This window comes from Streptomyces sp. NPDC093094, assembly GCF_044754345.1.
Classification (GTDB): Bacteria; Actinomycetota; Actinomycetes; order Streptomycetales; family Streptomycetaceae; genus Streptomyces.
Genome location: NZ_JBIVOX010000013.1, coordinates 45,367 through 66,401 on the forward strand (window position 1 = coordinate 45,367; position 21,035 = coordinate 66,401).

A 21,035-nucleotide genomic window follows, 5' to 3' on the forward strand; every position below is an offset into this window, starting at 1 on the left:
CACACTGGGGCCCATGAACGATTGGCCCGAGGGATGGTCCGACGACAACCGCGGCAACCGCGGCCCCGCCTACGGACGCGGCAGCGGCGCCGCCCCCGAGGGCGCGCGCGTGATGCGGCAGGTCGGGCGCGGTCCGTCCGCGGGCGGCCGCCAGGCGCCGCCCCAGCACCCCGGCGTCCCGCAGCAGCCGTCGTACGTCAACGGCGGCGGCGACGACTTCGGCGGGTACGACAGCGGCTACAACACCGGGCAGGTCTACGGCGCCCCCGGCGGCGGCGGTCCGCACGACCCCGGCCACACCGGCGGGCCCCGGCCCCGGCCGGACTGGCGGCGCCGGATCAAGTGGACCGCGATCACCGTCACCGGTGTGCTGGTCGTCACGGCGGTCGGCACCTACTTCTGGGCCGACTCCAAGCTCAACCGCGAGGTCGACCTGTCCAAGGTCATCGAGCGGCCGGAGGCGGGCGAGGGCACGAACTACCTCATCGTCGGCTCCGACAGCCGCGCGGGCATGACCGCCGAGCAGAAGAAGAAGCTGCACACCGGGTCCTCCGAGGGCAAGCGCACGGACTCGATGATGATCCTGCACACCGGCGACGGCGCCCCTACGCTGATCTCCCTGCCCCGTGACTCGGACGTGGAGATCCCCAGCTTCAAGGGCTCCGAGTCCGGCAAGACCTACCCGGGCACCGGGCGGCACGTGAAGCTGAACGCCGCGTACGCCGAGGACGGGCCGGAGCTGCTGGTGCGCACGGTCGAGTCCAACACCGGCCTGCACATCGACCACTACGTCGAGATCGGCTTCGCCGGCTTCGCGAACATCGTGGACGCGGTCGGCGGCGTCGAGATCGACATCCCGAAGGCGTTCAAGGACAAGAACTCCGGCGCGAACTTCGAGGCGGGCAAGCAGACCCTCGACGGCCAGGAGTCCCTCGCCTTCGTCCGCACCCGCTACGCGTTCGCCCGCTCCGACCTGGACCGCACCAAGAACCAGCAGAAGTTCCTCTCCGCGCTGGCCAGCCAGGTCGCCACCCCGGGCACGATCCTCAACCCCTTCAAGCTCTACCCGACCATGGGTGCGGGTCTGGACTCCCTGATCGTCGACAAGGACATGGGCCTGTTCGACCTGGCCGACATGTTCTGGGCGATGAAGGGCGTCAGCGGCGGCGACGGCACGTCCATGAACATGCCGCTGGCGGGCTCCACGGGCGGCAACCTGCTGTGGGACAAGGACAAGGTCAAGACGCTGGTGAGCCAGCTGAAGAACGACGAGACCGTCACGGTGACGGGTGACTGACCCGCGGCCCGGCCGCGTCGAGGCGGTGCTCTGCGACGTCGACAACGTCATCCGCTTCTACGACGTCTCCGAGGTGACCGCCCTCGAACGGGCCGCCGGGCTCGCCGAGGGCACCACCCTGAAGGTGGCCTTCGCGCCGGAGAACGACCTTCCGCTGATGCTCGGCCGCATCGACATGGACGAATGGGTCCACTGCATCGTCGGAAGCCTGCGCGGAGCCGTCCCCGAGCCGGTCGCGTACAAGCTGGGCGACGCGCTCGCCGGAGCGCCCTTCCACGCCGACGACACGGTGGTGGGCCTGCTGCGGCGGGCCCGCGCCCGGGTGCCGCTGGTGCTGGTCAGCAACGCCTCGGTACGGCTGGAGGCGGACCTCGCCGCGCTCGGCCTGGACGACCTCGCCGACCATGTGGTCAGCAGCGCCCGGGTGGGCCTGGCCAAGCCCGACCCCCGCATCCTGCACCTCGCGGCCGGGCGGGCCGGGGCGGCCGCCGAGCACTGCCTCTTCGTCGACGACACCCTGGAGAACGTCGAGGCCGCGGCCGCCCTGGGCATGCGGGGCGTGCACTTCCGCACGCCCGCCGACCTGGAGTCGGCGCTGGCCCCGCTGCTCTGACGGGCCCGGCGGCCTCACGCCGTCGCGTGGGCGAGCAGCGCGCCGTGCTCCAGCACCAGTTCGTCCCCGTCGGTGTACTCGGCCGCGGCGAGACGGTCGTACGCCGTGCGGATCCCGGCGACGGTGCCGGCGTCCAGGACGTACGTCCCGGCACCGACGGCCGCCGCATCCAGCAGGGCGGGCACCGGGTGCGCGCACAGCCGGGCGAAGGTCGAACCGTAGGCGTCGGCACGCCCGGCCCACATCCGCCGCTCGGCGCGGTCGAAGGCGGTGGCCGCCGTGGTCGTCACGGCTTGCGGCCCACGCCCGCGAAGTGGGTGACCTCCACGGGCTCGCCCGGCCCCTCCGGCCGCCAGCGGGAGCAGCTGACGATGCCGGGCTCCAGCAGTTCGACGCGGTCGAAGAAGCGGGTGAGTTCGTCGCGGGTGCGCAGGGTCATGGGGGCGGAGCCCTGGCTGTTCCAGTACTCGACGGCCTGGGTCATCGCCTCGCCGTCCACCTCGGTGGTGGGGTGCGACAGGGCGAGGTAGCTGCCCGAGGGCAGGGCGTCGAGGAGCCGGTCGACGACGGAGACGGCCTCGTCGGTGTCCATGACGAAGTTGAGGATGCCCAGCATGGTGACGGCGACCGGGCGCTCCAGGTCCAGCGTCTCGCCGGCCCGGCGCAGGATCGTCTCGGGGTCGTGGACGTCCGCCTCGATGTAGTCGGTCGCGCCCTCACGGGTGCTGGTGAGCAGCGCGTGCGCGTGGGTCAGCACGAGCGGGTCGTGGTCGACGTAGACGATCCGGGACGAGGGCTCGACACGCTGGGCGACCTCGTGCGTGTTCTCGGCGGTCGGCAGCCCGGTGCCGATGTCGAGGAACTGCCGTACCCCCGCCTCACCGGCGAGGTGGCGCACCGCTCGCGCCAGGAACGCCCGGTCGGCGACGGCCGAGCGGGGCAGCGCGGGCACGAAGGACAGGATCTGGTCGCCGACCTCCTGGTCGACGGCGTAGTTGTCCTTGCCGCCCAGCCAGTAGTTCCAGATGCGCGCGGAGTGGGACACATCCGTACGCAGGCGGTTCACGCGGGCTACGCCTTCGTCCTGGGGAGTGGTGGAGTCGGACATGATGCGGGCTCTCTCCTTGGCCGGTACCGATCGGTTCGCGCGCTCAACTTAGACACAATCCTGTTCTCCTGTCGGCCACTTGACCGATCGCCCGCCCACTTCGAACCACAGCAGCTTCCCCGCCCCGCGCCCGGCGGGATCGTCGCCGGGCGTCAGGCCGCCCCAGGAGTCGGCGTACTCCTGGACGAGGCACAGCCCGCGCCCGCCGACCGCGTCGGGCAGGGCAGGCGCGACGCGGCCCCCGGACGGCTCGGCGAAAAGGCCGGGGACGCGCGGATCGCTGTCCCACACCCCGACCCGCAGCCGCCCGTCGCCCAGCGCGGCGAGCCGCAGGGAGCAGGGGCCCCGGGTGTGCCGGTAGGCGTTGCCGACCAGCTCGGACGTCAACAGCTCCACACCGTCCCGCAGTTCCGATCTGCCGTGCCCGTCGAGCGCGGCCCGCACGGTCATGCGTGCGACACGTGCGGCTCTGGGGTCGCGCGGCAGGCGAAGGGCGTACGCCCAGGTGTCGGGCGGGGATACGGTGCGCATGGAGCCTCCGGCATCTACAGGGAGGAAGTTCGGGCTGGGCCCAACGGCCGCGCCGGGCGGTGGCATGCCTGGGGTGGTGCGCTTCCGGCTTATGGGGGCGGGGAGTTGGGCGGCTTGGGTATCACCGTAGACTTCAGATGCTGAAGGTTTTGCTCAATCCAGCAAAACCTTCAGCAATCTCCTTCGTGTGGGTGACCACTACGTCAGGTGTATGAACGGAGTGAGGGCATGGCATCGAGACCTATCCCGACGGCCCGCCGCCTCCGCATCGGCGTGGAGCTGCGGCGGCTACGGGAACGCGCCGGCATGACCGCCGTCGAGGCAGCCAGATCCCTGGGGACAACTCAGGCCCAGATCAGCAACATTGAAGCGAACCGCTTCGGCGTCAGCGCAGACCGCGTCTTCACCCTCGCCCAGATCTACGGCTGCACGGACTTTCCCCTGGTCGACGCCCTGGCTGCCATGGCCGCTGACCGTACGCGCGGCTGGTGGGAGGAGTACCGCGAGACCCTGCCGTCCCGTCTCCTCGACCTGGCCGAGTTGGAACACCACGCCATGGCACTGCGCGTGACCCAGGTCATCAACGTCCCCGGTCTGCTCCAGACACCGGAACACTCCCGTGCGCTGTTCCGCGAGGCGGTTCCAGCCCTGCGGCCACACGAGATCGAGTACCGCATCTCCCACCGCATCAAGCGCCAGGCCATCCTCCACCGCGACCAGCCGCCGCCCTACACGGCGATCGTCCACGAGGCCGCCCTGCGTATGCAGTTCGGCGGTCGCGATGTGGCCAGGGCCCAGTTGCGGCACCTCGCCGAGATCAGCGAGCACCCTGCCATCAGCCTCTGCGTGATCCCGTTCGACGGCACCTCGTTCCCCACGACCGGCCACGCCGTCGACTACTTCCACGGCCCGGTAGCCGCCCTCGACACCGTCGAGATCGATACCGCACACGGGAGTGAACTCGTCGATGCAGCAGGACAATTGGATAAGTACCGGCTCGTCCTGGACCGTATGGCGGCTGTCGCCCTGAAGCCCGCCCCCTCGCGTGACCTCGTCCACTGCATCGCCCAAGACATCTGAGAGGCAATCCGTGACCGAACCGACCTGGCAGAAGTCGACCTATAGCGAAGAGGGCTCCGCTTGCGTGGAGATAGCCACCTCTCCCACGGCCATCCGTATCCGCGACTCCAAGACCCCCGCGGGGCCCCGCCTCGCCGTCCGCCCCGCTGCCTGGGCGGCCTTCCTCTCGCAGGCGGCCAAGGTGAGCGGCTGAGGGCGCGCCCGCAGGGGTGTCCGCGCGCAAGTTCTCGCAAGTTCCTGGCGACGGCTCGACGGTGAGTACAAGATCGAGCACGGAATCCCGACGACCAGGGAGGCACAGCGATGGCGCTGATCATGCTTGGCAAGGACCCCGAAAGCCCGAACGACAAGTCGCCCACCGTGTACCTCGACGACGAGAGCGACACGTACTTGACGAGAGCGACACGTACTTGGTGCAGGGATGGAAGGTGGCCGACTCCGCTCGGCGTTCACAACTGGACCTGCCCGATCACGAGGATGTGGTCGAGATCCCGAAGCGCATGATGCAGTTCTTCCCGGAGGTGAAGGACCGTGGCGCCACCGACTCTTGAGGACCGGCTGCGCGGGTGTACCCGTTCCGCCGTCCATCTGGAGATGCGCGACGAGTACATGCCCTCCGATCCGCGATTCGTCGCCTGGCAGGCCGGTGTCCTCGACGATCCCGCCGACGGCGATCCAGAGCGCCGGCCGTGGCTGCGGCTGGTCGCCGACCTCGTGGCCCACGGGGTCGAGGTACGCAGAGCCCGGATCGTCTCGGAGCCCGTGTCGGAGTACATCCGGTTCGAGCACCACCTGACCGACCCCAACGTGAAGGCAGGCGAGCAGGTTCGCTGGCTGCCTCGCCGACATGCCTCGGCGCTGGCCCTGCCCGGCAACGACTTCTGGCTCTTCGACGACACGTCGGTCGTCTTCCACCACTTCGCAGGGGACGGCGAACTCGCTCCGAATGACGAGGAGTTCACCGACGATCCGGCCGTCGCGCGACTGTGCACCGACGCGTTCGACTCCGTCTGGGCCGTGGCGGTACCGCACGCGGACTACAGGATCACCTGACCCCACAATCCCCAATGTGACTTCATCCAGTGTCCAGCAGGCAAAGCAGGCCCTCGGTCGGCGTCTTCGCGAGATCCGCAAGGACGCCGACCTCACGGCGCGGGAGCTGGCCAGGCTCGCCGACTGGCACGAGTCGAAGTGCTCGCGGCTCGAGAACGGGCGCACTCCCCCGTCGGACGCCGATATCCGGACGTACACGACGCTCTGCGCCGCCCAGGACCAGACCGCCGACCTGATCGCGACGGCCCGGGGGATAGAGGGTGCGTACGTTCAGTGGCAACGTATGGAGCGGGCCGGGCTGCGCCATGTCCAGCAGTCCGTGGCGCCGTTGTTCGAGCGCACGCGCCGCTTCCGCGTGTACCAGTCCTGGGTGGTCCCCGGCCTGCTCCAGTCGGAGGCATACACCCGGGCCGTGCTCGGCACCGTGGCTCAACTCCGGAACACACCTGCCGACATCGACGAGGCCGTGGCGGTCCGCATGGACCGGCAGCGCATCCTGTACTCAGGCGATCACCGCTTCGCCATGCTCGTGGAGGAATGGGTACTGCGCACGGTCATCGGCGACAAAGACACCATGGCGGGAGCGCTCGGCCACCTGATCTGCGTCGCCACACTGCCTTCTGTCAGCCTGGGCATCATCCCCCTCGGTGCACAGCGAGGTGCTGGATGGCCCGTCGAGTCGTTCACCATGTACGACGACTCTCAGGTCAACGTCGAGCTTGTCTCAGCACACCTGACCGTCACGCAGCCCGGAGAGATCGCGGAGTACGCAAAGGCGTTCGCCGAGTTGTCCGCCCTCGCCGTGTACGGCACCCGGGCCCGGTCCCTCATCACCGCGGCCATCGACTCCATCGGGTGATCCCCGAGCAAGCTCACGCAAGTCCGTGGATCGGCGGTTCACCGCTCTCATACGTTCATTGGGCCCCGGAGCGGCCCAGCAGGCGCGCTGCGTCGCAGTCGACGGCCCGTGAAGGCTGCGCCCACTCTCAGAAGGAGCCAGAAATGAGAAATGAACCCGATCTGTACGCCCTCGACATCACCTCCGTGGACTTCGTCCAAGCCTGCGGAGGGCCGTGCACCGAGGGGTGTGTCGTTCTCGCGCAGGTCGCCGACGGCGTGTGGGCGCTCGGGGACAGCAAGCGTCCGGAGTTGGAGCCGCTGCGGTTCACGTCGGCTGAGCTGGCGGCGGCCGGGATCGATCCGGCGCGGTTCGGGCTGGGTGCCTGAGACTCCGCCACGGGCCGGGCCCGCCCCCGCGACGGATGGGCCCGGCTTTCCTCTCCCTCTCCGAGTACGGCGGGACAACAGGTGCACCAGCACGGCTACCAATGGACCGGTCCCAAAGAGCGCTTCGACCAGGAAGCGCTGCGCCGGCCTCCGCATCCGGAACCGCCACCGCCCGGCGGCAAGCCCGAACTGATCCAGCGCTACCAGGAGGTCGCGGCGGAGTTTCCGACCTCGGATCTTCCGCCTCTGGAAACGGCTCACTGGCTCATCAAGCCACGCTCGCTCGTGCGTGGCACATGGAGCGAGGCTCAAGAGGCGGCCGAGTGGCTCGGGAAACGGTGGGCCGAGCACACGGACCGGTTCGCCTCCGCCCACGACCGGGACATGACCCGCCTGTCCAGGCTCGTCGGCTCGGCCGCCGTGCAACTTGCCGCGGGGGTCGACGTGTCGTACGGCTTCTATCTGGAACGACCTGCCTTTCTGCATCTGGCCGTGGTGACCTGTAGTCCCAACCGCTCGATGCCCGACCTGCCCTGTCCGCTCGGCTGACCGAAGAGCGGGCGAAGACCCAGAAGGAGGCTGCCTGTGTCCCGTAGCGAATCTGAACCTGTGCATCTGGAAGGCGACGCGTGGAAGGCGTACTTCCGCGACTTCAAGCGGTCCGCGTTCCGGCTCGAAGTGCACCAGACGTACAGCATGCCTGACGAGAACACGACCTTCGGTGCCTTCCGGGCCGGGGAGCCCATGCCCGACGACTTCAATGCGAGGTGGCACGGGATCATTCGAGGCCATGCGGAAGCAGGACGGACCATGACCCGCGCCAAGATCGTGCGGCGCCCGCTGACGCCGTACAGCCGGTACCTCTTCTCCTGGGCGGTGCCCACGAACACCGCCGCGGGCGAGGACTACCGCATCGTCGATCTGACCGGCCGGCCGAATCCCGGGCTGCCGGAGCAGGACTTCTGGATGTTCGACGAGACGACCGTCGTCCATCTCAACTACCGCCCGGACGGAACGCAGATCAACCGCAAGCTGGTCACCGGCGACATCACCCCGTACCTGGAGTGGAAGCGCATCGCGCTGGACGCGGCAGTGCCTTTCGAGGAGTACAGGACCAGTCTCGAAATCCGACGACGAAGCCCCGGCCCGACGTGAAGTCCGGCCGGGGCTTCCCGTGCGCAGGGCGCTTACGGCAGGTTGCGGGCCATGACGATGCGCTGGACCTGGTTGGTGCCTTCGTAGATCTGGGTGATCTTGGCGTCGCGCATCATGCGCTCGACGGGGTAGTCGCGGGTGTAGCCGTAGCCGCCCAGGAGCTGGACGGCGTCGGTGGTGACCTCCATGGCGACGTCGGAGGCGAAGCACTTGGCGGCCGCGCCGAGGTAGGTCAGGTCGGCGTCGCCGCGCTCGGAGGCGGCCGCGGCCTGGTAGGTCAGCGCGCGGGCGGCGGAGATCTTCATGGCCATGTCGGCGAGCATGAACTGGATGCCCTGGAAGTCGGCGATCGCCTTGCCGAACTGCTTGCGCTCCTTGACGTAGCCCTTGGCGTAGTCCAGGGCGCCCTGGGCGACGCCGAGGGCCTGGGCTGCGATGGTGATGCGGGTGTGGTCCAGGGTCTTCATCGCGGTGGCGAAGCCGGTGCCCTCCTCGCCGATCATGCGGTCGGCGGGGATGCGGACGTTGTCGAAGTAGACCTCGCGGGTCGGGGAACCCTTGATGCCGAGCTTCTTCTCCGGCGCGCCGAAGGAGACACCCTCGTCGCCCTTCTCCACGACGAAGGCCGAGATGCCCCTGGAGCGCTTCTCCGGGTCGGTGACGGCCATCACCGTGTAGTACTCGGAGACGCCCGCGTTGGTGATCCAGCGCTTGACGCCGTTCAGGATCCAGTGGTCGCCGTCGCGGACCGCGCGGGTCTTCATGCCGGCCGCGTCGGAGCCCGCCTCGGGCTCGGACAGGCAGTAGGAGAACATGCCCTCGCCCTTGGCGAGCGGGGTCATGTACTTCTTCTTCAGCTCCTCGGAGCCGGACAGGATCACCGGCAGGGAGCCCAGCTTGTTCACGGCCGGGATCAGCGAGGAGGAGCAGCACACACGGGCCACCTCCTCGATCACGATGACCGTGGCGAGGGCGTCGGCGCCCGCGCCGCCGTAGGACTCGGGCACGTGCACGGCGTGCAGGTCGGCTCCGACCAGCGCGTCGTGGGCCTCCTGCGGGAAGCGGGCCTCCTCGTCCACCGCGGCGGCGAACGGGGCGATCTTCGCCTCGGCCAGGGAGCGGACGGCGTCGCGGAGCATGTCGTGCTCCTCGGACGGGCGGTACAGGTCGAAGTCAGCCGATCCGGCCAAGGTCTCTCACGCTCCAAAGACGCTGCGGTGCTGGCGCTAATTACCGTTAAGTAACCCAAATTTTAGTGCCCCGGCCCGCACCTGGGGTACGTGAGCTAGGCGACAGCCGGAAAAGTGCCTGTCAGAGGGGTGCCGCACGCCCCGGATATGCTCGGGCCGGCATCACCGTCGGCATCACCTCTGGAGCACCCATGGCCCTCAAGATCACCGTGATCGGCACCGGTTATCTCGGCGCCACCCACGCCGCCGCCATGGCGGAGCTGGGCTTCGAGGTGCTCGGGCTCGACGTCGTCGAGGAGAAGATCGACCTGCTGCGGCGGGGCGAGGTGCCGATGTACGAGCCCGGCCTCCAGGAGCTGCTGCGCCGGCACGTGGCGGGCATCGAGGGGTCGAGCGGCCGGCTGCGCTTCACCACCGACTACGCCGAGGTGGCCGCATTCGGCGATGTGCACTTCGTCTGTGTGAACACCCCGCAGCGGCACGGCGAGTACGCCTGCGACATGTCGTACGTCGACGCCGCCTTCGCCTCGCTGGCCCCGCACCTGACGGGTCCGACGCTGGTGGTCGGCAAGTCGACCGTCCCGGTGGGCTCCGCCGAGCGGCTGGCCGCCTACGTCGCCGAGCACGCCCCGGCCGGCGCGGACGCCGAGGTGGCCTGGAACCCGGAGTTCCTGCGCGAGGGCTTCGCGGTGCAGGACACCCTGCACCCGGACCGGATCGTGGCCGGTGTGCGCGGCGAGCGCGCGGAGAAGCTGCTGCGCGAGGTGTACGCGACGCCGCTGTCCGAGGGCACGCCGTTCGTGGTCACCGACTTCCCGACGGCCGAACTGGTGAAGACCTCCGCGAACTCCTTCCTCGCCACGAAGATCTCCTTCATCAACGCCATGGCCGAGGTCTGCGAGGCCGCCGGCGGCGACGTGCTCCGGCTCGCCGAGGCCATCGGCCACGACGACCGGATCGGGAGCAAGTTCCTGCGGGCCGGGATCGGCTTCGGCGGGGGCTGTCTGCCGAAGGACATCCGGGCGTTCATGGCGCGGGCGGGCGAGCTGGGCGCGGACCAGGCGCTGACGTTCCTGCGCGAGATCGACTCGATCAACATGCGGCGGCGCGGCCAGATGGTGGAGATGGCACGCGAGGCCCTCGGCGGCGGATCGTTCCTGGGCCGCCGGGTGGCGGTGCTGGGCGCGAGCTTCAAGCCGGACTCGGACGACGTGCGCGACTCCCCCGCGCTGAACGTCGCCGGGCAGATACACCTCCAGGGCGGCCAGGTCACGGTGTACGACCCGAAGGGCATGGCCAACGCCCGCCGGCTGTTCCCGACGCTGGGGTACGCCGACTCCGCGCTGGAGGCGGTGCGCGGCGCGGACGTGGTGCTGCATCTGACGGAGTGGCGCGAGTTCCGCGAGCTGGACCCGGCGGCGCTGGGCGAGGCGGTCGAGGCGCGGGTCATCCTGGACGGGCGCAACGCGCTGGACCCGGACGTGTGGCGGCGGGCCGGCTGGACGTACCGGGCGATGGGACGCCCGGCGGCCTGACTCCCGCACGGGGCCCCGTGCGGCCCCCAGAACCCGTGGAACTGGCGACGCCGGTTCGGCCGAGGCTCAGTCGGCCGAACCGGCGTCTTCCCGCATTCTGCACCACGGGGCGCGCTCAGGAGCGGTGAACGTAGCGCGCCTCACGCGCCCTCATGTCCCCTTCGCCCGATAACGGCGCATCTTCGCCCGGGCCCCGCACACCTGCATCGAGCACCAGCGGCCGCGCCCGGCCGGGCTGCGGTCGTAGTACGCCCAGTGGCAGGTGACCGCCTCGCACGCCTTGAGACGGGCCCAGGTCCCGGCCACCAGCGCCTCGGCCACGGCGGCGGCGACCCGCGAGAGCAGGGGGCCGTCGTCGGCGGGGGCCAGCCGGGCGGACCCGTCGGCCGCGTCGACGGCGACCAGCAGCGGGGCGGCGCTCAGCAGCGCGCCGAGCGGGGCCGCCTCGCGGTGCGGGGGATGCCCGGCGTGGGCGAGGAGAGTGGCGCGGAGGGACTCGCGCAGTGCGCGGGCGTCCGGCACCTCCTCCTCGGTGAGCCCGAGGCGTGCCCGGCCTTCCGCGGTGTCGAGCGCGTCGGCGCCCGACTCGATGTCCAGCGTGTTGACCAGGGACTCGATCAGGGCGAGACCTCCGGGCGCGGGTGATCTCTCGCTCATGGCTGCACGCTACCTCCCCGCTTCTCCCTTGCGACGTTACCGCCGATGCGGGAGCATGGGGTAACGGTTACCGGTTGCCAACATCTAGAGGTAACCCCGTGTTCCCGAGGAGGAGTCATGACTGTCGCCGAGCTGGGTGCCGTCGTCCTGGACTGCCCCGACCCCGTCGCGCTCGCCGGTTTCTACGCCGGTGTCCTGGGCGGCTCGCCCGAGGGCGACGAGACGTGGGTGGACCTGAAGGTGCCGGGCGGGCAGTCGCTCGCGTTCCAGGCCGCGTCCGGGTTCGTCCCGCCGCGCTGGCCGGCCGCCGACCGCTCGCAGCAGTTCCATCTGGACCTGACCGTCGAGGACCTGGACACCGCCGAGAAGGAGGTGCTCGCGCTCGGCGCCCGCCCGCTGGACACGGAGGACCGCTCGCGCTCCTGGCGGGTCTACGCCGACCCGGCGGGGCACCCCTTCTGCCTGTGCGCGTCCTGACCGGTCACGTTCCGTCCGCAGGCGTCCCGGCCGGTCACGCGCGCCGGATCCGGCGGCTGCGGGCGTAGCGGCCGGGGGTCGTGCCGGTGACGCGCCTGAAGTGGCGCGTCAGATGCGACTGGTCGTAGAAACCGGCCGCGGGCGCCACCTCGGCGGGCGGCAGCCCGGCGAGCAGCAGCCGCCGGGCACGGTCGACCCGGCGGGCCGTCACGTACTGGTGCGGGGCGATCCCGAAGGCCGCCGTGAAGGCCCGCACCAGATGCGCCGGGTGGGCGTGCACCAGCCGCGCCGCCTCCTCCAGGCCGACACCGCCGGGCAGCCGGGCGTCGAGGAGCTCACGCAGCCGCCGGGCCACTTCGGCGGTCCTGCCGGGATCCTCCGCGGGCGCGTCGCCGGCGGTCCGGGGGCGCAGACGGGTCCGCAGCCGTTCCCCGATCAGGGTCAGGCGGCTCTCCGCCTCCAGCGCGTCGCCGCCGTCGGCGAGGGCCGTGTGCAGCTGGGCGACCCTGCGGCGCAGCAGCGGATCGACCAGGTCGGGGCCGTCGACCGCCGGGCCGACGAGGCTCTCGTCGAGCCGGGGGAGGTCCAGGTAGAGGACGCGTTTGCGGAAGCCGTGCGCCGTGGCGGGCGAGCCGTTGTGGGGGACCTGCGGCGGGAGCAGGGTCACCGTGTCGCGGGCGGTGCCGTGCTCGCGGCGGTCGAGTTCGTAGCGGACGGCACCCTCGTCGACGATCAGCAGGGTCCACACGTCGTGGACGTGCATCGGGTAGGCGTGCTCGGTGAAACGGGCGTGGAAGACCTCGACCACGCCGGGGACGCGCGGCCGCCACGCGGAGACCTCCTCGCGGGCTGCTGCTCCCACCGTCATGCAAAGAACGTACAAGAACGCGGGGACCGGCAGGCGGCAGTCTCACCGTATGACGCATGCGACGAACGACAGCTCCCCGGTCCGCTTCGACACCAGGATCGCGGTGCTGCTGCGCGAGGACCTGGAGCCCTGGCAGCGGCTGAACGTGACCGCGTTCCTGGTCAGCGGGCTGGGCACGGAGCTGCCCGAGGTGATCGGCGAGCCCTACGCGGATGCCGACGGCACCGCGTACCTGCCGATGTTCCGCCAGCCGGTCCTGGTCTTCGAGGGCTCGAAGGAGACTCTGTCCGCGGCGCACGGCCGGGCCCTGGCGCGGGAGCTGCCCGTGGCCGTGTTCACCTCCGAGCTGTTCGGCACGGGCAACGACCGCGACAACCGGGCGGCGGTGCGGGCCGTGCCGCGCGAGCGGCTGGATCCGGTCGGGCTCGCGGTGTACGGGCCGCGCAACGCGGTCGACAAGGTGCTCAAGGGTGCCCGCATGCACCCTTGAGCACCGGCCGGTCAGCCGTCCGGCTCCGCGGCACGGGCGGGGGACGGCTCGCGGCGCTGCTGGGCCGCGCGGGCGGTGAAGTCGGCGGTGCGCAGGACGCGCTGGACGTTGCCCCAGGTCAGCAGGGCGAGATCGGTGTCGGGCCAGCCGCGGCGCACCAGCTCGGCGATCAGACGCGGGTAGCCGGAGGGGTCGGCGAGGTCCTGGGGGTGGGCGGCACCGGTGTCGTAGGTGCCGGACAGGCCGACACCGCCGGGTCCCGCGACGGCGCGGACGTGGTCGAGGTGGTCGGCGACGTCACGGACGGTCGGCCCGGTCTGCTCGGCGGTCAGCGGCACCATGCACAGGCCCCCGGCCGCGCCCAGCGCGGCGAGCAGGTCGTCGGGCAGGTTGGCCGGGTGGGGGCGCAGGGCGCGGGCGGCGGAGCGGGTGCACAGCACGGGGGTCCTGGACAGGGCGATCGTCCGGGCGGCGGTGGCCTCGGAGGCGCCGGAGAGGTCGGCGAGCACGCCGAGCCGGCTCATCTCCCGCACGACCTCCTCCCCGAACCGGGTCAGCCCCGCCTCGCTGGCCCAGGAGGTGCCGGTGAGGGTGAGCACGCGCAGGCCGAGGCGGTGCAGGACGCGCAGGAGGGCGAGGGAGTCGTCGAGGGCGGCGGCCGTGGCGGGGCCGATCAGGACGGCGACGCGGCCGCAGTTGCGGGCGTCGATGACCTGCCCCGCGGTGCGGGCCGGGCGCAGCCCCTCGGGATGGGCGCCGATCACCGAGCGCACCAGGTCGAGCTGCTCCAGCGTGGCGCCCACGGCCCGGTCGGCCGCCAGCCCCTCGGGCAGGTGCAGCGACCAGAACAGCGCTCCGACGTGTCCCTCCCGCAGCCGCGGCACATCCGTGTCGACGGCGCTCTCGCCGAGCTGGAGGTCGTACCAGGGCAGGTGCCGCAGCGCCCAGGGCAGCCCGCTGTGGCCGTCGGCGACGGGGTGGGCGCGCAGGAGGGCGTGCGCCCGCTCCAGGGGGTCCGCCGCCGGGTCCCCGGCGGCCTCGGTGCCGGCCCGCAGGAGCGGCGGTGCCCCGAAGGGCTCCGTGACGGGCAGCTCGACGATCCCGGCGCTGGTGTCCAGTTCGTCCTGGAGGTCGGCCATGACGGTCTCCGTACGTCGTGAGCGGCGGCGTGATCGGCAGTACGGTCACCGTCGCACGGCGGGCGGGGGCCTTCCTGGTGGGCGCGGCGTTCGGGGGTACACGGCGTCCGGGGGTACACGGTGTACCCGGGTACACGGTGTCCGGGGGACACGCGGCACCCCGGCGTCCTCACGGCGCACCTTGAACCTGACATCCGTGTCAGGTTCTACCGTCCGGGCATGACGCAGAAGACGCCCGCCGCGGCCCTGTCCGCTCCGGCCCGGGCCGGTTCCCTCGCCCTCCCCAACCACCTGGTCATGGCCCCGCTCACCCGCAACCGCGCGGAGCCGGACGGCACACCCACCGGGCTGATGGCCGAGTACTACGTCCAGCGGGCCTCGGCCGGGCTGATCGTCGCCGAGGCGGCGACACCGAACGCGGTCGGGCAGACGTACCCGGACATCGCCGCGATCCACACGCCGCGGCACGTGGCCGTCTGGCGGCGGGTGACGGACGCCGTGCGCGCGGGCGCGGAGCGGATGCTGGAGGCGGGCGCGGACCTCGTCGCCCTCGGCCGGCCGTTCCTCGCCAACCCCGACCTGGTCGAGCGGCTGCGGCGGGGCGCGCCGCTCAACGCCGTGCGGGAGCGGTACTTCATGTACACGGGCGGGGCGGCCGGTTACACCGACCACCCCGCCCTGGACGGTGCCGGTCAGCCGTCGAGCGAGCCGATCGTCGCGTTGGACGGGCCGCGGGTCTCGGACAGATGACGGGCCACGTCCTCCGCCGCGCCCAGCACCCGTACGGCGTTCTGCCAGGTCAGCTTGGCCAGGTCGGACCTGGACCAGCCGCGGTCCAGCAGCTCCGCGAGGAGGTTGGGGTAGCCGGAGACGTCGTCGAGGCCCTCGGGGGTGAAGGCCGTGCCGTCGTAGTCGCCGCCGATGCCGAGGTGGTCGACGCCCGCCACCTCGCGCATGTGGTCCAGATGGTCGGCGACGGTCGCGGCGGTGGCGACCGGGCGCGGACGGGCCTCCTCGAAGGCGCGGTGCACCTTCATCGCCTCGGCGGTGGTGTCGAGGTGGTGGAAGCCGTGGGCGCGCATGTTGTCGTCGGCCGCGGCCGTCCAGTCGACGGCGGCCTGGAGGACGAACTTCGGCACGAACGTCACCATCGCCATGCCGCCGTTGGCGGGCAGCCGCTCCAGGACGTCGTCGGGGATGTTGCGCGGGTGGTCGCACACCGCCCGGGAGGAGGAGTGCGAGAAGATCACCGGCGCCGAGGTGGTGTCCAGCGCGTCCCGCATGGTCGTGGCCGCCACATGGGACAGGTCGACGAGCATGCCGAGGCGGTTCATCTCCCGCACGACCTCGCGGCCGAACGCCGACAGTCCGCCGACGTTCGGTTCGTCCGTCGCGGAGTCCGCCCAGTCGACGTTGTCGTTGTGGGTCAGCGTCATGTAGCGCACACCGAGCGCGTACAGACCGCGCAGGGTGCCCAGCGAGTTGGCGATGGAGTGCCCGCCCTCGGCGCCCATCAGGGAGGCGATACGGCCCTCCCGCCGGGCCGCTTCCAGGTCGGCGGCCGTCAGCGCGGCCCGCAGCTCGCGCGGATGACGCTCGATCAGCTGCCGTACGCAGTCGATCTGCTCCAGCGTCGCCGGGACCGGGTCGGGCAGGTCCGAGCGCACGTACACCGACCAGTACTGCGCCCCGACCCCGCCCTCGCGCAGCCGGGGCAGGTCGGTGTGCAGATGCCCGTCCTGCCGTACGGCGATGTCGCGGGCGGCGAGGTCGTAGGAGACCTGTTCGCGCAGCGCCCAGGGCAGGTCGTTGTGGCCGTCGACGACCGGGAACTCGGCGAGGAGCCGCCGGGCCGCCTCCAGGGAGGTCATCGCGGTCACTTCCCGAAGCCGAAGCCGCCGACGGACCCCTCGGCCTTGGCGCGCAGGCGCTTGCCCTTCTCGGTGGCCTGGTCGTTCAGGTCCTGCTGGAAGTCGCGCATCTTCGCCAGGAGGTCCTCGTCGTGCGCGGCGAGGATCCTGGCGGCCAGCAGACCGGCGTTGCGGGCACCGCCGACGGAGACCGTCGCCACCGGCACGCCCGCCGGCATCTGCACGATCGACAGCAGGCTGTCCATGCCGTCGAGGTACTTCAGCGGCACGGGGACGCCGATGACGGGCAGCGGGGTCACCGAGGCGAGCATGCCGGGCAGATGGGCGGCGCCGCCCGCACCGGCGACGATCACCTTCAGACCGCGGTCGGCGGCCTGCTCGCCGTAGGCGACCATCTCGCGCGGCATACGGTGCGCGGAGACGACGTCGACCTCGTAGGCGATCTCGAACTCGTCGAGGGCCTTGGCGGCGGCCTCCATGACCGGCCAGTCGGAGTCCGAACCCATGACGATGCCAACAACGGGGCTCATTCGGTGATCGTGCCTCTCAGGTAGTCGGCCGCGTGGCGGGCGCGCTCCAGCACGTCGGCCAGGTCGTCGCCGTAGGTGTTGACGTGGCCGACCTTGCGGCCGGGCTTCACGTCCTTGCCGTACATGTGGATCTTGAGCTGGGGGTCGCGGGCCATGCAGTGCAGATACGCGGAGTACATGTCGGGGTAGTCACCGCCGAGCACGTTGGCCATGACCGTCCACCGCGCGCGCGGACGCGGGTCGCCCAGCGGAAGGTCGAGGACCGCGCGGACGTGGTTGGCGAACTGGCTGGTGATCGCGCCGTCCTGGGTCCAGTGACCGGAGTTGTGCGGGCGCATGGCCAGTTCGTTGACGAGGATGCGGCCGTCGCGGGTCTGGAACAGCTCGACCGCGAGATGGCCGACGACGCCCAGCTCCTTGGCGATCCGCAGGGCCGTCTCCTCGGCCCGGAGCGCGAGCGTCTCGTCCAGGTCGGGCGCCGGGGCGATCACCGTGTCGCAGACGCCGCCCACCTGGCGGGACTCCACGACCGGGTAGGCGACCGCCTGGCCGTGCGGGGAGCGCACCACGTTCGCGGCGAGCTCCCGCACGAAGTCGACCTTCTCCTCGGCGAGCACGGGCACGCCGGCGCGGAAGGGGTCCTCGGCCTCCTCGGCCGAGTCCACCACCCACACGCCCTTGCCGTCGTAGCCGCCGCGGACGGTCTTGAGGACGACGGGGAAGCCGTCGCCCTCCGCCGCGAAGGCGGCCACGTCGGCCGGGTCGGAGACGATCCGGTGCCGCGGGCACGGCACCCCGATCGAGACGAGCTTCGCGCGCATGACGCCCTTGTCCTGGGCGTGCACCAGCGCGTCGGGGCCGGGGCGCACGGGGATGCCGTCCGCCTCCAGGGCCCGAAGGTGCTCGGTGGGAACGTGTTCGTGATCGAAGGTGATCACATCGCACCCGCGCGCGAACTCGCGCAGCGTGTCCAGATCGCGATAGTCGCCGATGACGACATCGCTCACGACCTGCGCCGCGGAATCCTGAGGGGTGTCACTGAGGAGCTTGAACCTGATGCCGAGCGGGATGCCTGACTCGTGTGTCATACGAGCGAGCTGACCCCCGCCGACCATGCCGACTACCGGGAACGTCACGCTCCCAGGGTATCGGCCACGCCGACATGGCCGGTTTCCGCTCCCGCCGGGACACCCCCGATGCCCCTTTGCGCCCGTATCCAGGCGTTCTGCGTCCCGCATGATCGGCCGTCTGCGAGCGATCACGACGAGGGGGTGGTTAGCATGACGGAGTTGACGATTTTCCGACGGACGGGGCCTTCATCGCATGGGACACGGTTCCTCGGGGCTTCCTCCGGCGCCCCCCAGCGCGATGCGGCAGCGTGTCGACCGCCTGGTCCGGGAGGCCGTCAAGTTCGGGGCCGTGGGCGGGGCCGGGCTGCTCGTCAACCTCGGCGTGTTCAACCTGGTGCGCAGCGTCACCGACCTCCAGGTGGTGCGCGCCAGCGTCATCGCCACGGTCGCCGCGATCATCTTCAACTACATCGGCTTCCGCTACTTCACCTACCGGGACCGCGACAAGAGCGGCCGCACCCGTGAGCTGGGCCTGTTCGTCGCCTTCAGCGCGGTCGGCCTGGTCATCGAGAACGGCGTCCTGTACGCGGCGACGTACGGCTTCGGCTGGGACAGCCCGCTGCAGAGCAACGTCTTCAAGTTCCTCGGCATCGGCGTCGCGACCCTGTTCCGCTTCTGGTCCTACCGCACCTGGGTGTTCAAGGCGCTCCCGCAGGAGGCGGCCCCCGCCCCGCAGGGACCGGCGCCCGCCGGGCCGCTTCCCGGCACCGGGCAGCCCCACCCGGGCCGGTCCGGGCAGCGCTCCCACGGCCGCTCCTCGCGGCAGCGGGTCAGGCAGCGGGTCTGAGGCGGGCACCCCGCCGGGCCCGCGCGGCGCCGCCGAGGTGTCTCAGCGGACCGTGGGCGCGTTGCTCTCCGGCTTCGCCGGAGCCGTGCGGGACAGGAACAGACCGAAGACCGGCGGCTGGGCCTGGAGCATCTCCAGACGGCCGCCGTCGGCCTCGGCGAGGTCGCGGGCGACCGCGAGACCGATGCCGGTGGAGTTGCGGCCGCTGATGGCGCGCTCGAAGATGCGGGCGCCGAGGTCGGCGGGGACGCCCGGGCCCTCGTCCGTGACCTCGATGACGGCCTGGTTGCCGGTGACGCGGGTGCGCAGCGCGACGGTGCCGCCGCCGTGCATGAGGGAGTTCTCGATCAGCGCCGCCAGCACCTGGGCGACCGCGCCCGGGGTGCCGACCGCCTCCAGGTGCCGTTTGCCGGAGCTGACGACGGCCCGCCCGGCACTGCGGTAGGCGGGGCGCCACTCGGCGAGCTGCTGCTGGATGACCTCGTCGAGGTCGAAGGTGACGGCGGACCCCGTGCGCGGGTCGCGGGAGTTGGTCAGCAGGCGTTCGACGACGTCCGTGAGGCGCTCCACCTGGGTCAGCGCGATGGTCGCCTCCTCCTTCACCGTCTCCAGGTCGTCGGTGAGGGTGATCTCCTCCAGCCGCATCGACAGCGCCGTCAGCGGGGTCCGCAGCTGGTGGGAGGCGTCCGCGGCCAGCCGCCGCTCGGCGGTCAGCATCCGGCCGATGCGCTCGGCGGAGGCGTCCAGCACATCGGCGACCCGGTCCAGCTCCGGGACGCCGTAGCGCTTGTGGCGCGGGCGCGGGTCGCCGGAGCCCAGGCGTTCCGCGGTCTCGGCGAGGTCGGTGAGCGGGGAGGCGAGCCGGCCGGCCTGGCGCAGCGCGAGGACCACGGCGGCGATCACCGCGAGCGCGGCCACCGCCCCGATGATCAGCAGCGTACGGCCGACCTCGCGGGTGATCGCCGAGCGCGGCTCCTGCACGGTGACCGTCTCGCGCTCCTCGCCCGTGGCGGTGTGCTCGACGACGTCGCCCTCGGGCCTGTCCCCGATCTCGATGGGTTCCTGCCCGGGGAGGCGGACCACTGCGTACCGGTCGTCCCCGACCTGGTCGCGCAGGATCTCCGCGGTGATCTGCTCGTCGCCCAGGATGCGGCCGTCGACGATGCCGGCCAGCCGGACGGCCTCGGAGTTCACCCGCTCCTGCGCGCTCGCGCTGATCGTCCGTGTCTCGACGATCACCAGCGACACACCGAAGACGGCGATCACGACGAGCACCACGGCGAGCGTGGACTGGATCAGTCGGCGGCGCATGTCCTCTTACCCGTATCACCCGTGTCGGCCGTGTCGCCGGCGCGGCCCGTGCCGCCGCCACCCGCTGTACCGGCCGCGCTGTCCGTGCCGGCCGCGCTGTCCGTGCCGGCCGCGCTGTCCGTGCCGGAGTCCGTGGGGCTCAGCTCTTCTCGAAGCGGAAGCCCACGCCCCGCACGGTGGCGATGTAGCGGGGGTTCGCCGCGTCGTCGCCGAGCTTCTTGCGCAGCCAGGAGATGTGCATGTCGAGGGTCTTGGTCGACGACCACCAGGTGGTGTCCCAGACCTCCCGCATCAGCTGGTCACGGGTGACGACCCGGCCCGCGTCGCGCACGAGCACCCTCAGCAGGTCGAACTCCTTCGCGGTGAGCTGGAGTTCCTCGTCGCCCATCCAGGCCCGGTGCGACTCGACGTCGATCCGTACGCCGTGGGTGGCGGGCGGCTGCTGGGGTTCGGCGGAGCCGCGCCGCAGCAGGGCCCGTACCCGGGCGAGCAGTTCGGCGAGCCGGAAGGGCTTGGTGACGTAGTCGTCCGCGCCCGCGTCCAGACCGACGACCGTGTCCACCTCGTCGGCACGCGCGGTCAGGATCAGTATCGGCACCGCGTGACCCTCGGCACGCAGCCGGCGGGCGACCTCCAGGCCGTCCATGCCGGGCAGGCCCAGGTCCAGCACGACCAGATCGACACCGCCCTGGATGCCCGCGTCGAGCGCTGTGGGGCCGTCCTCGCGGACCTCGACCTCGTAGCCCTCCCGGCGCAGCGCGCGGGCGAGGGGTTCCGAGATGGACGCGTCGTCCTCGGCGAGCAGTACACGGGTCATGACCTGATGGTAGTCCGCCCGCCGACGGCGCCGAGGTGAGACCGGCATCCCCGATTCTTACCCTCCGATTTGTCGGACATGACGGACTCCCAGCTTTGGCACACCTGGCGCGAACCTATGATTGAGGGTTAACACCCCGGCTGCCGCATTCGATTCAGTCTGTCCGGTT

The 21,035-nt window shown here is 71.4% G+C and carries 27 protein-coding genes; 15 read left to right on the top strand and 12 right to left on the bottom strand.

Features of this window, described 5'->3' with window-relative positions; translation table 11 throughout:
• Positions 1-13: 13 nt before the first annotated feature.
• Positions 14-1,297 (top strand): LCP family protein, encoded by a 1,284-nt coding sequence (locus ACIQGV_RS26600; protein WP_402498332.1) that lies wholly within the window; start codon positions 14-16, stop codon positions 1,295-1,297.
• Positions 1,290-1,910 carry an HAD family hydrolase gene (locus tag ACIQGV_RS26605; protein WP_402498334.1) on the top strand — a complete coding sequence of 207 codons (621 nt, stop codon included), beginning with the start codon at positions 1,290-1,292 and terminating at the stop codon, positions 1,908-1,910. Before ACIQGV_RS26600 ends, ACIQGV_RS26605 begins: the two co-directional genes overlap by 8 nt.
• Before the next feature lie 14 nt (positions 1,911-1,924).
• Here ACIQGV_RS26605 and ACIQGV_RS26610 read toward each other — a convergent pair whose 3' ends face one another.
• From ACIQGV_RS26610 to ACIQGV_RS26620, 3 genes are read right to left on the bottom strand one after another with little or no spacing between them, the layout of a single operon-like run.
• Positions 1,925-2,200 carry a hypothetical protein gene (locus tag ACIQGV_RS26610; RefSeq protein ID WP_402498336.1) on the bottom strand — a complete coding sequence of 92 codons (276 nt, stop codon included), beginning with the start codon at positions 2,198-2,200 and terminating at the stop codon, positions 1,925-1,927.
• Positions 2,197-3,018: an SAM-dependent methyltransferase gene (locus tag ACIQGV_RS26615; protein WP_402498338.1), complete on the bottom strand. Its 822-nt coding sequence runs from the start codon at positions 3,016-3,018 to the stop codon at positions 2,197-2,199. Before ACIQGV_RS26615 ends, ACIQGV_RS26610 begins: the two co-directional genes overlap by 4 nt.
• Before the next feature lie 48 nt (positions 3,019-3,066).
• Positions 3,067-3,549 (bottom strand): ATP-binding protein, encoded by a 483-nt coding sequence (locus tag ACIQGV_RS26620; RefSeq protein ID WP_402498340.1) that lies wholly within the window; start codon positions 3,547-3,549, stop codon positions 3,067-3,069.
• Positions 3,550-3,777: 228 nt separating this feature from the next.
• Here ACIQGV_RS26620 and ACIQGV_RS26625 point away from each other — a divergent pair, with 228 nt between their 5' ends.
• The 8 genes from ACIQGV_RS26625 (at position 3,778) to ACIQGV_RS26660 (ending at position 8,064) form a co-directional block, all read left to right on the top strand.
• Positions 3,778-4,629: a helix-turn-helix domain-containing protein gene (locus tag ACIQGV_RS26625; RefSeq protein WP_402498343.1), complete on the top strand. Its 852-nt coding sequence runs from the start codon at positions 3,778-3,780 to the stop codon at positions 4,627-4,629.
• Positions 4,630-4,639: 10 nt separating this feature from the next.
• Positions 4,640-4,822: a DUF397 domain-containing protein gene (locus ACIQGV_RS26630; protein ID WP_402498346.1), complete on the top strand. Its 183-nt coding sequence runs from the start codon at positions 4,640-4,642 to the stop codon at positions 4,820-4,822.
• A gap of 235 nt (positions 4,823-5,057) precedes the next feature.
• Positions 5,058-5,180, top strand: a complete 123-nt coding sequence (locus tag ACIQGV_RS26635) for a hypothetical protein (protein WP_402498348.1) — start codon at positions 5,058-5,060, stop codon at positions 5,178-5,180.
• 43 nt (positions 5,181-5,223) lie between these two features.
• Complete coding sequence (locus ACIQGV_RS26640; RefSeq protein ID WP_402498704.1) at positions 5,224-5,682, top strand: DUF6879 family protein; 459 nt, start codon at positions 5,224-5,226, stop codon at positions 5,680-5,682.
• A 16-nt stretch (positions 5,683-5,698) separates the two neighbouring features.
• Positions 5,699-6,541, top strand: coding sequence for a helix-turn-helix domain-containing protein (locus ACIQGV_RS26645; RefSeq protein ID WP_402498351.1), 843 nt, complete (start codon positions 5,699-5,701; stop codon positions 6,539-6,541).
• Positions 6,542-6,684: 143 nt separating this feature from the next.
• Positions 6,685-6,909, top strand: a complete 225-nt coding sequence (locus tag ACIQGV_RS26650; RefSeq protein WP_402498353.1) for a DUF397 domain-containing protein — start codon at positions 6,685-6,687, stop codon at positions 6,907-6,909.
• Positions 6,910-6,990: 81 nt separating this feature from the next.
• The gene (locus ACIQGV_RS26655; RefSeq protein WP_402498356.1) at positions 6,991-7,458 is read left to right on the top strand and encodes a hypothetical protein; all 468 of its coding nucleotides are present in this window, start codon (positions 6,991-6,993) and stop codon (positions 7,456-7,458) included.
• Between the two features lie 60 nt (positions 7,459-7,518).
• Complete coding sequence (locus ACIQGV_RS26660) at positions 7,519-8,064, top strand: DUF6879 family protein (RefSeq protein ID WP_402498358.1); 546 nt, start codon at positions 7,519-7,521, stop codon at positions 8,062-8,064.
• 32 nt (positions 8,065-8,096) lie between these two features.
• Here the strand turns inward: ACIQGV_RS26660 and ACIQGV_RS26665 are convergent, their stop codons facing one another.
• The gene (locus ACIQGV_RS26665; protein WP_402498361.1) at positions 8,097-9,254 is read right to left on the bottom strand and encodes an acyl-CoA dehydrogenase family protein; all 1,158 of its coding nucleotides are present in this window, start codon (positions 9,252-9,254) and stop codon (positions 8,097-8,099) included.
• Positions 9,255-9,445: 191 nt separating this feature from the next.
• Here ACIQGV_RS26665 and ACIQGV_RS26670 point away from each other — a divergent pair, with 191 nt between their 5' ends.
• The gene (locus tag ACIQGV_RS26670; protein ID WP_402498364.1) at positions 9,446-10,789 is read left to right on the top strand and encodes a UDP-glucose dehydrogenase family protein; all 1,344 of its coding nucleotides are present in this window, start codon (positions 9,446-9,448) and stop codon (positions 10,787-10,789) included.
• 150 nt (positions 10,790-10,939) lie between these two features.
• On the opposite strand, the gene ACIQGV_RS26675 is transcribed toward ACIQGV_RS26670, so the two are convergent.
• A complete protein-coding gene (locus ACIQGV_RS26675; RefSeq protein WP_402498367.1) occupies positions 10,940-11,446 on the bottom strand; it encodes a CGNR zinc finger domain-containing protein in 507 nt (168 codons plus the stop codon).
• 117 nt (positions 11,447-11,563) lie between these two features.
• Here ACIQGV_RS26675 and ACIQGV_RS26680 point away from each other — a divergent pair, with 117 nt between their 5' ends.
• Positions 11,564-11,923 carry a VOC family protein gene (locus ACIQGV_RS26680; protein ID WP_402498369.1) on the top strand — a complete coding sequence of 120 codons (360 nt, stop codon included), beginning with the start codon at positions 11,564-11,566 and terminating at the stop codon, positions 11,921-11,923.
• A 34-nt stretch (positions 11,924-11,957) separates the two neighbouring features.
• Here ACIQGV_RS26680 and ACIQGV_RS26685 read toward each other — a convergent pair whose 3' ends face one another.
• Positions 11,958-12,791, bottom strand: coding sequence for an AraC family transcriptional regulator (locus tag ACIQGV_RS26685; protein ID WP_402498371.1), 834 nt, complete (start codon positions 12,789-12,791; stop codon positions 11,958-11,960).
• 49 nt (positions 12,792-12,840) lie between these two features.
• Between ACIQGV_RS26685 and ACIQGV_RS26690 the strand changes: the two genes are divergently transcribed.
• Positions 12,841-13,281 (top strand): DUF2000 family protein, encoded by a 441-nt coding sequence (locus ACIQGV_RS26690; protein WP_402498374.1) that lies wholly within the window; start codon positions 12,841-12,843, stop codon positions 13,279-13,281.
• A gap of 11 nt (positions 13,282-13,292) precedes the next feature.
• Here ACIQGV_RS26690 and ACIQGV_RS26695 read toward each other — a convergent pair whose 3' ends face one another.
• Complete coding sequence (locus tag ACIQGV_RS26695; RefSeq protein WP_402498376.1) at positions 13,293-14,420, bottom strand: dipeptidase; 1,128 nt, start codon at positions 14,418-14,420, stop codon at positions 13,293-13,295.
• Between the two features lie 219 nt (positions 14,421-14,639).
• On the opposite strand from ACIQGV_RS26695, the gene ACIQGV_RS26700 reads away from it, so the two are divergent.
• The gene (locus tag ACIQGV_RS26700) at positions 14,640-15,170 is read left to right on the top strand and encodes a hypothetical protein (protein WP_402498378.1); all 531 of its coding nucleotides are present in this window, start codon (positions 14,640-14,642) and stop codon (positions 15,168-15,170) included.
• On the opposite strand, the gene ACIQGV_RS26705 is transcribed toward ACIQGV_RS26700, so the two are convergent.
• From ACIQGV_RS26705 to ACIQGV_RS26715, 3 genes are read right to left on the bottom strand one after another with little or no spacing between them, the layout of a single operon-like run.
• A complete protein-coding gene (locus ACIQGV_RS26705; protein ID WP_402498706.1) occupies positions 15,113-16,291 on the bottom strand; it encodes a dipeptidase in 1,179 nt (392 codons plus the stop codon). The two genes, ACIQGV_RS26700 and ACIQGV_RS26705, sit on opposite strands and share 58 nt — an antisense overlap.
• A 5-nt stretch (positions 16,292-16,296) precedes the next feature.
• Positions 16,297-16,821: a 5-(carboxyamino)imidazole ribonucleotide mutase gene (purE, locus tag ACIQGV_RS26710; RefSeq protein ID WP_402498380.1), complete on the bottom strand. Its 525-nt coding sequence runs from the start codon at positions 16,819-16,821 to the stop codon at positions 16,297-16,299.
• Positions 16,818-17,957, bottom strand: a complete 1,140-nt coding sequence (locus tag ACIQGV_RS26715; protein WP_402498383.1) for a 5-(carboxyamino)imidazole ribonucleotide synthase — start codon at positions 17,955-17,957, stop codon at positions 16,818-16,820. The genes purE and ACIQGV_RS26715 overlap by 4 nt, the downstream gene beginning before the upstream one ends.
• A 187-nt stretch (positions 17,958-18,144) precedes the next feature.
• Between ACIQGV_RS26715 and ACIQGV_RS26720 the strand changes: the two genes are divergently transcribed.
• Positions 18,145-18,738, top strand: coding sequence for a GtrA family protein (locus ACIQGV_RS26720; protein WP_402498385.1), 594 nt, complete (start codon positions 18,145-18,147; stop codon positions 18,736-18,738).
• Positions 18,739-18,780: 42 nt separating this feature from the next.
• On the opposite strand, the gene ACIQGV_RS26725 is transcribed toward ACIQGV_RS26720, so the two are convergent.
• Positions 18,781-20,049 carry an ATP-binding protein gene (locus ACIQGV_RS26725; RefSeq protein ID WP_402498387.1) on the bottom strand — a complete coding sequence of 423 codons (1,269 nt, stop codon included), beginning with the start codon at positions 20,047-20,049 and terminating at the stop codon, positions 18,781-18,783.
• Positions 20,050-20,188: 139 nt separating this feature from the next.
• Entirely contained in the window at positions 20,189-20,866 is a 678-nt protein-coding gene (locus ACIQGV_RS26730) for a response regulator transcription factor (protein WP_402498390.1), read from the bottom strand.
• Positions 20,867-21,035 lie beyond the last annotated feature (169 nt).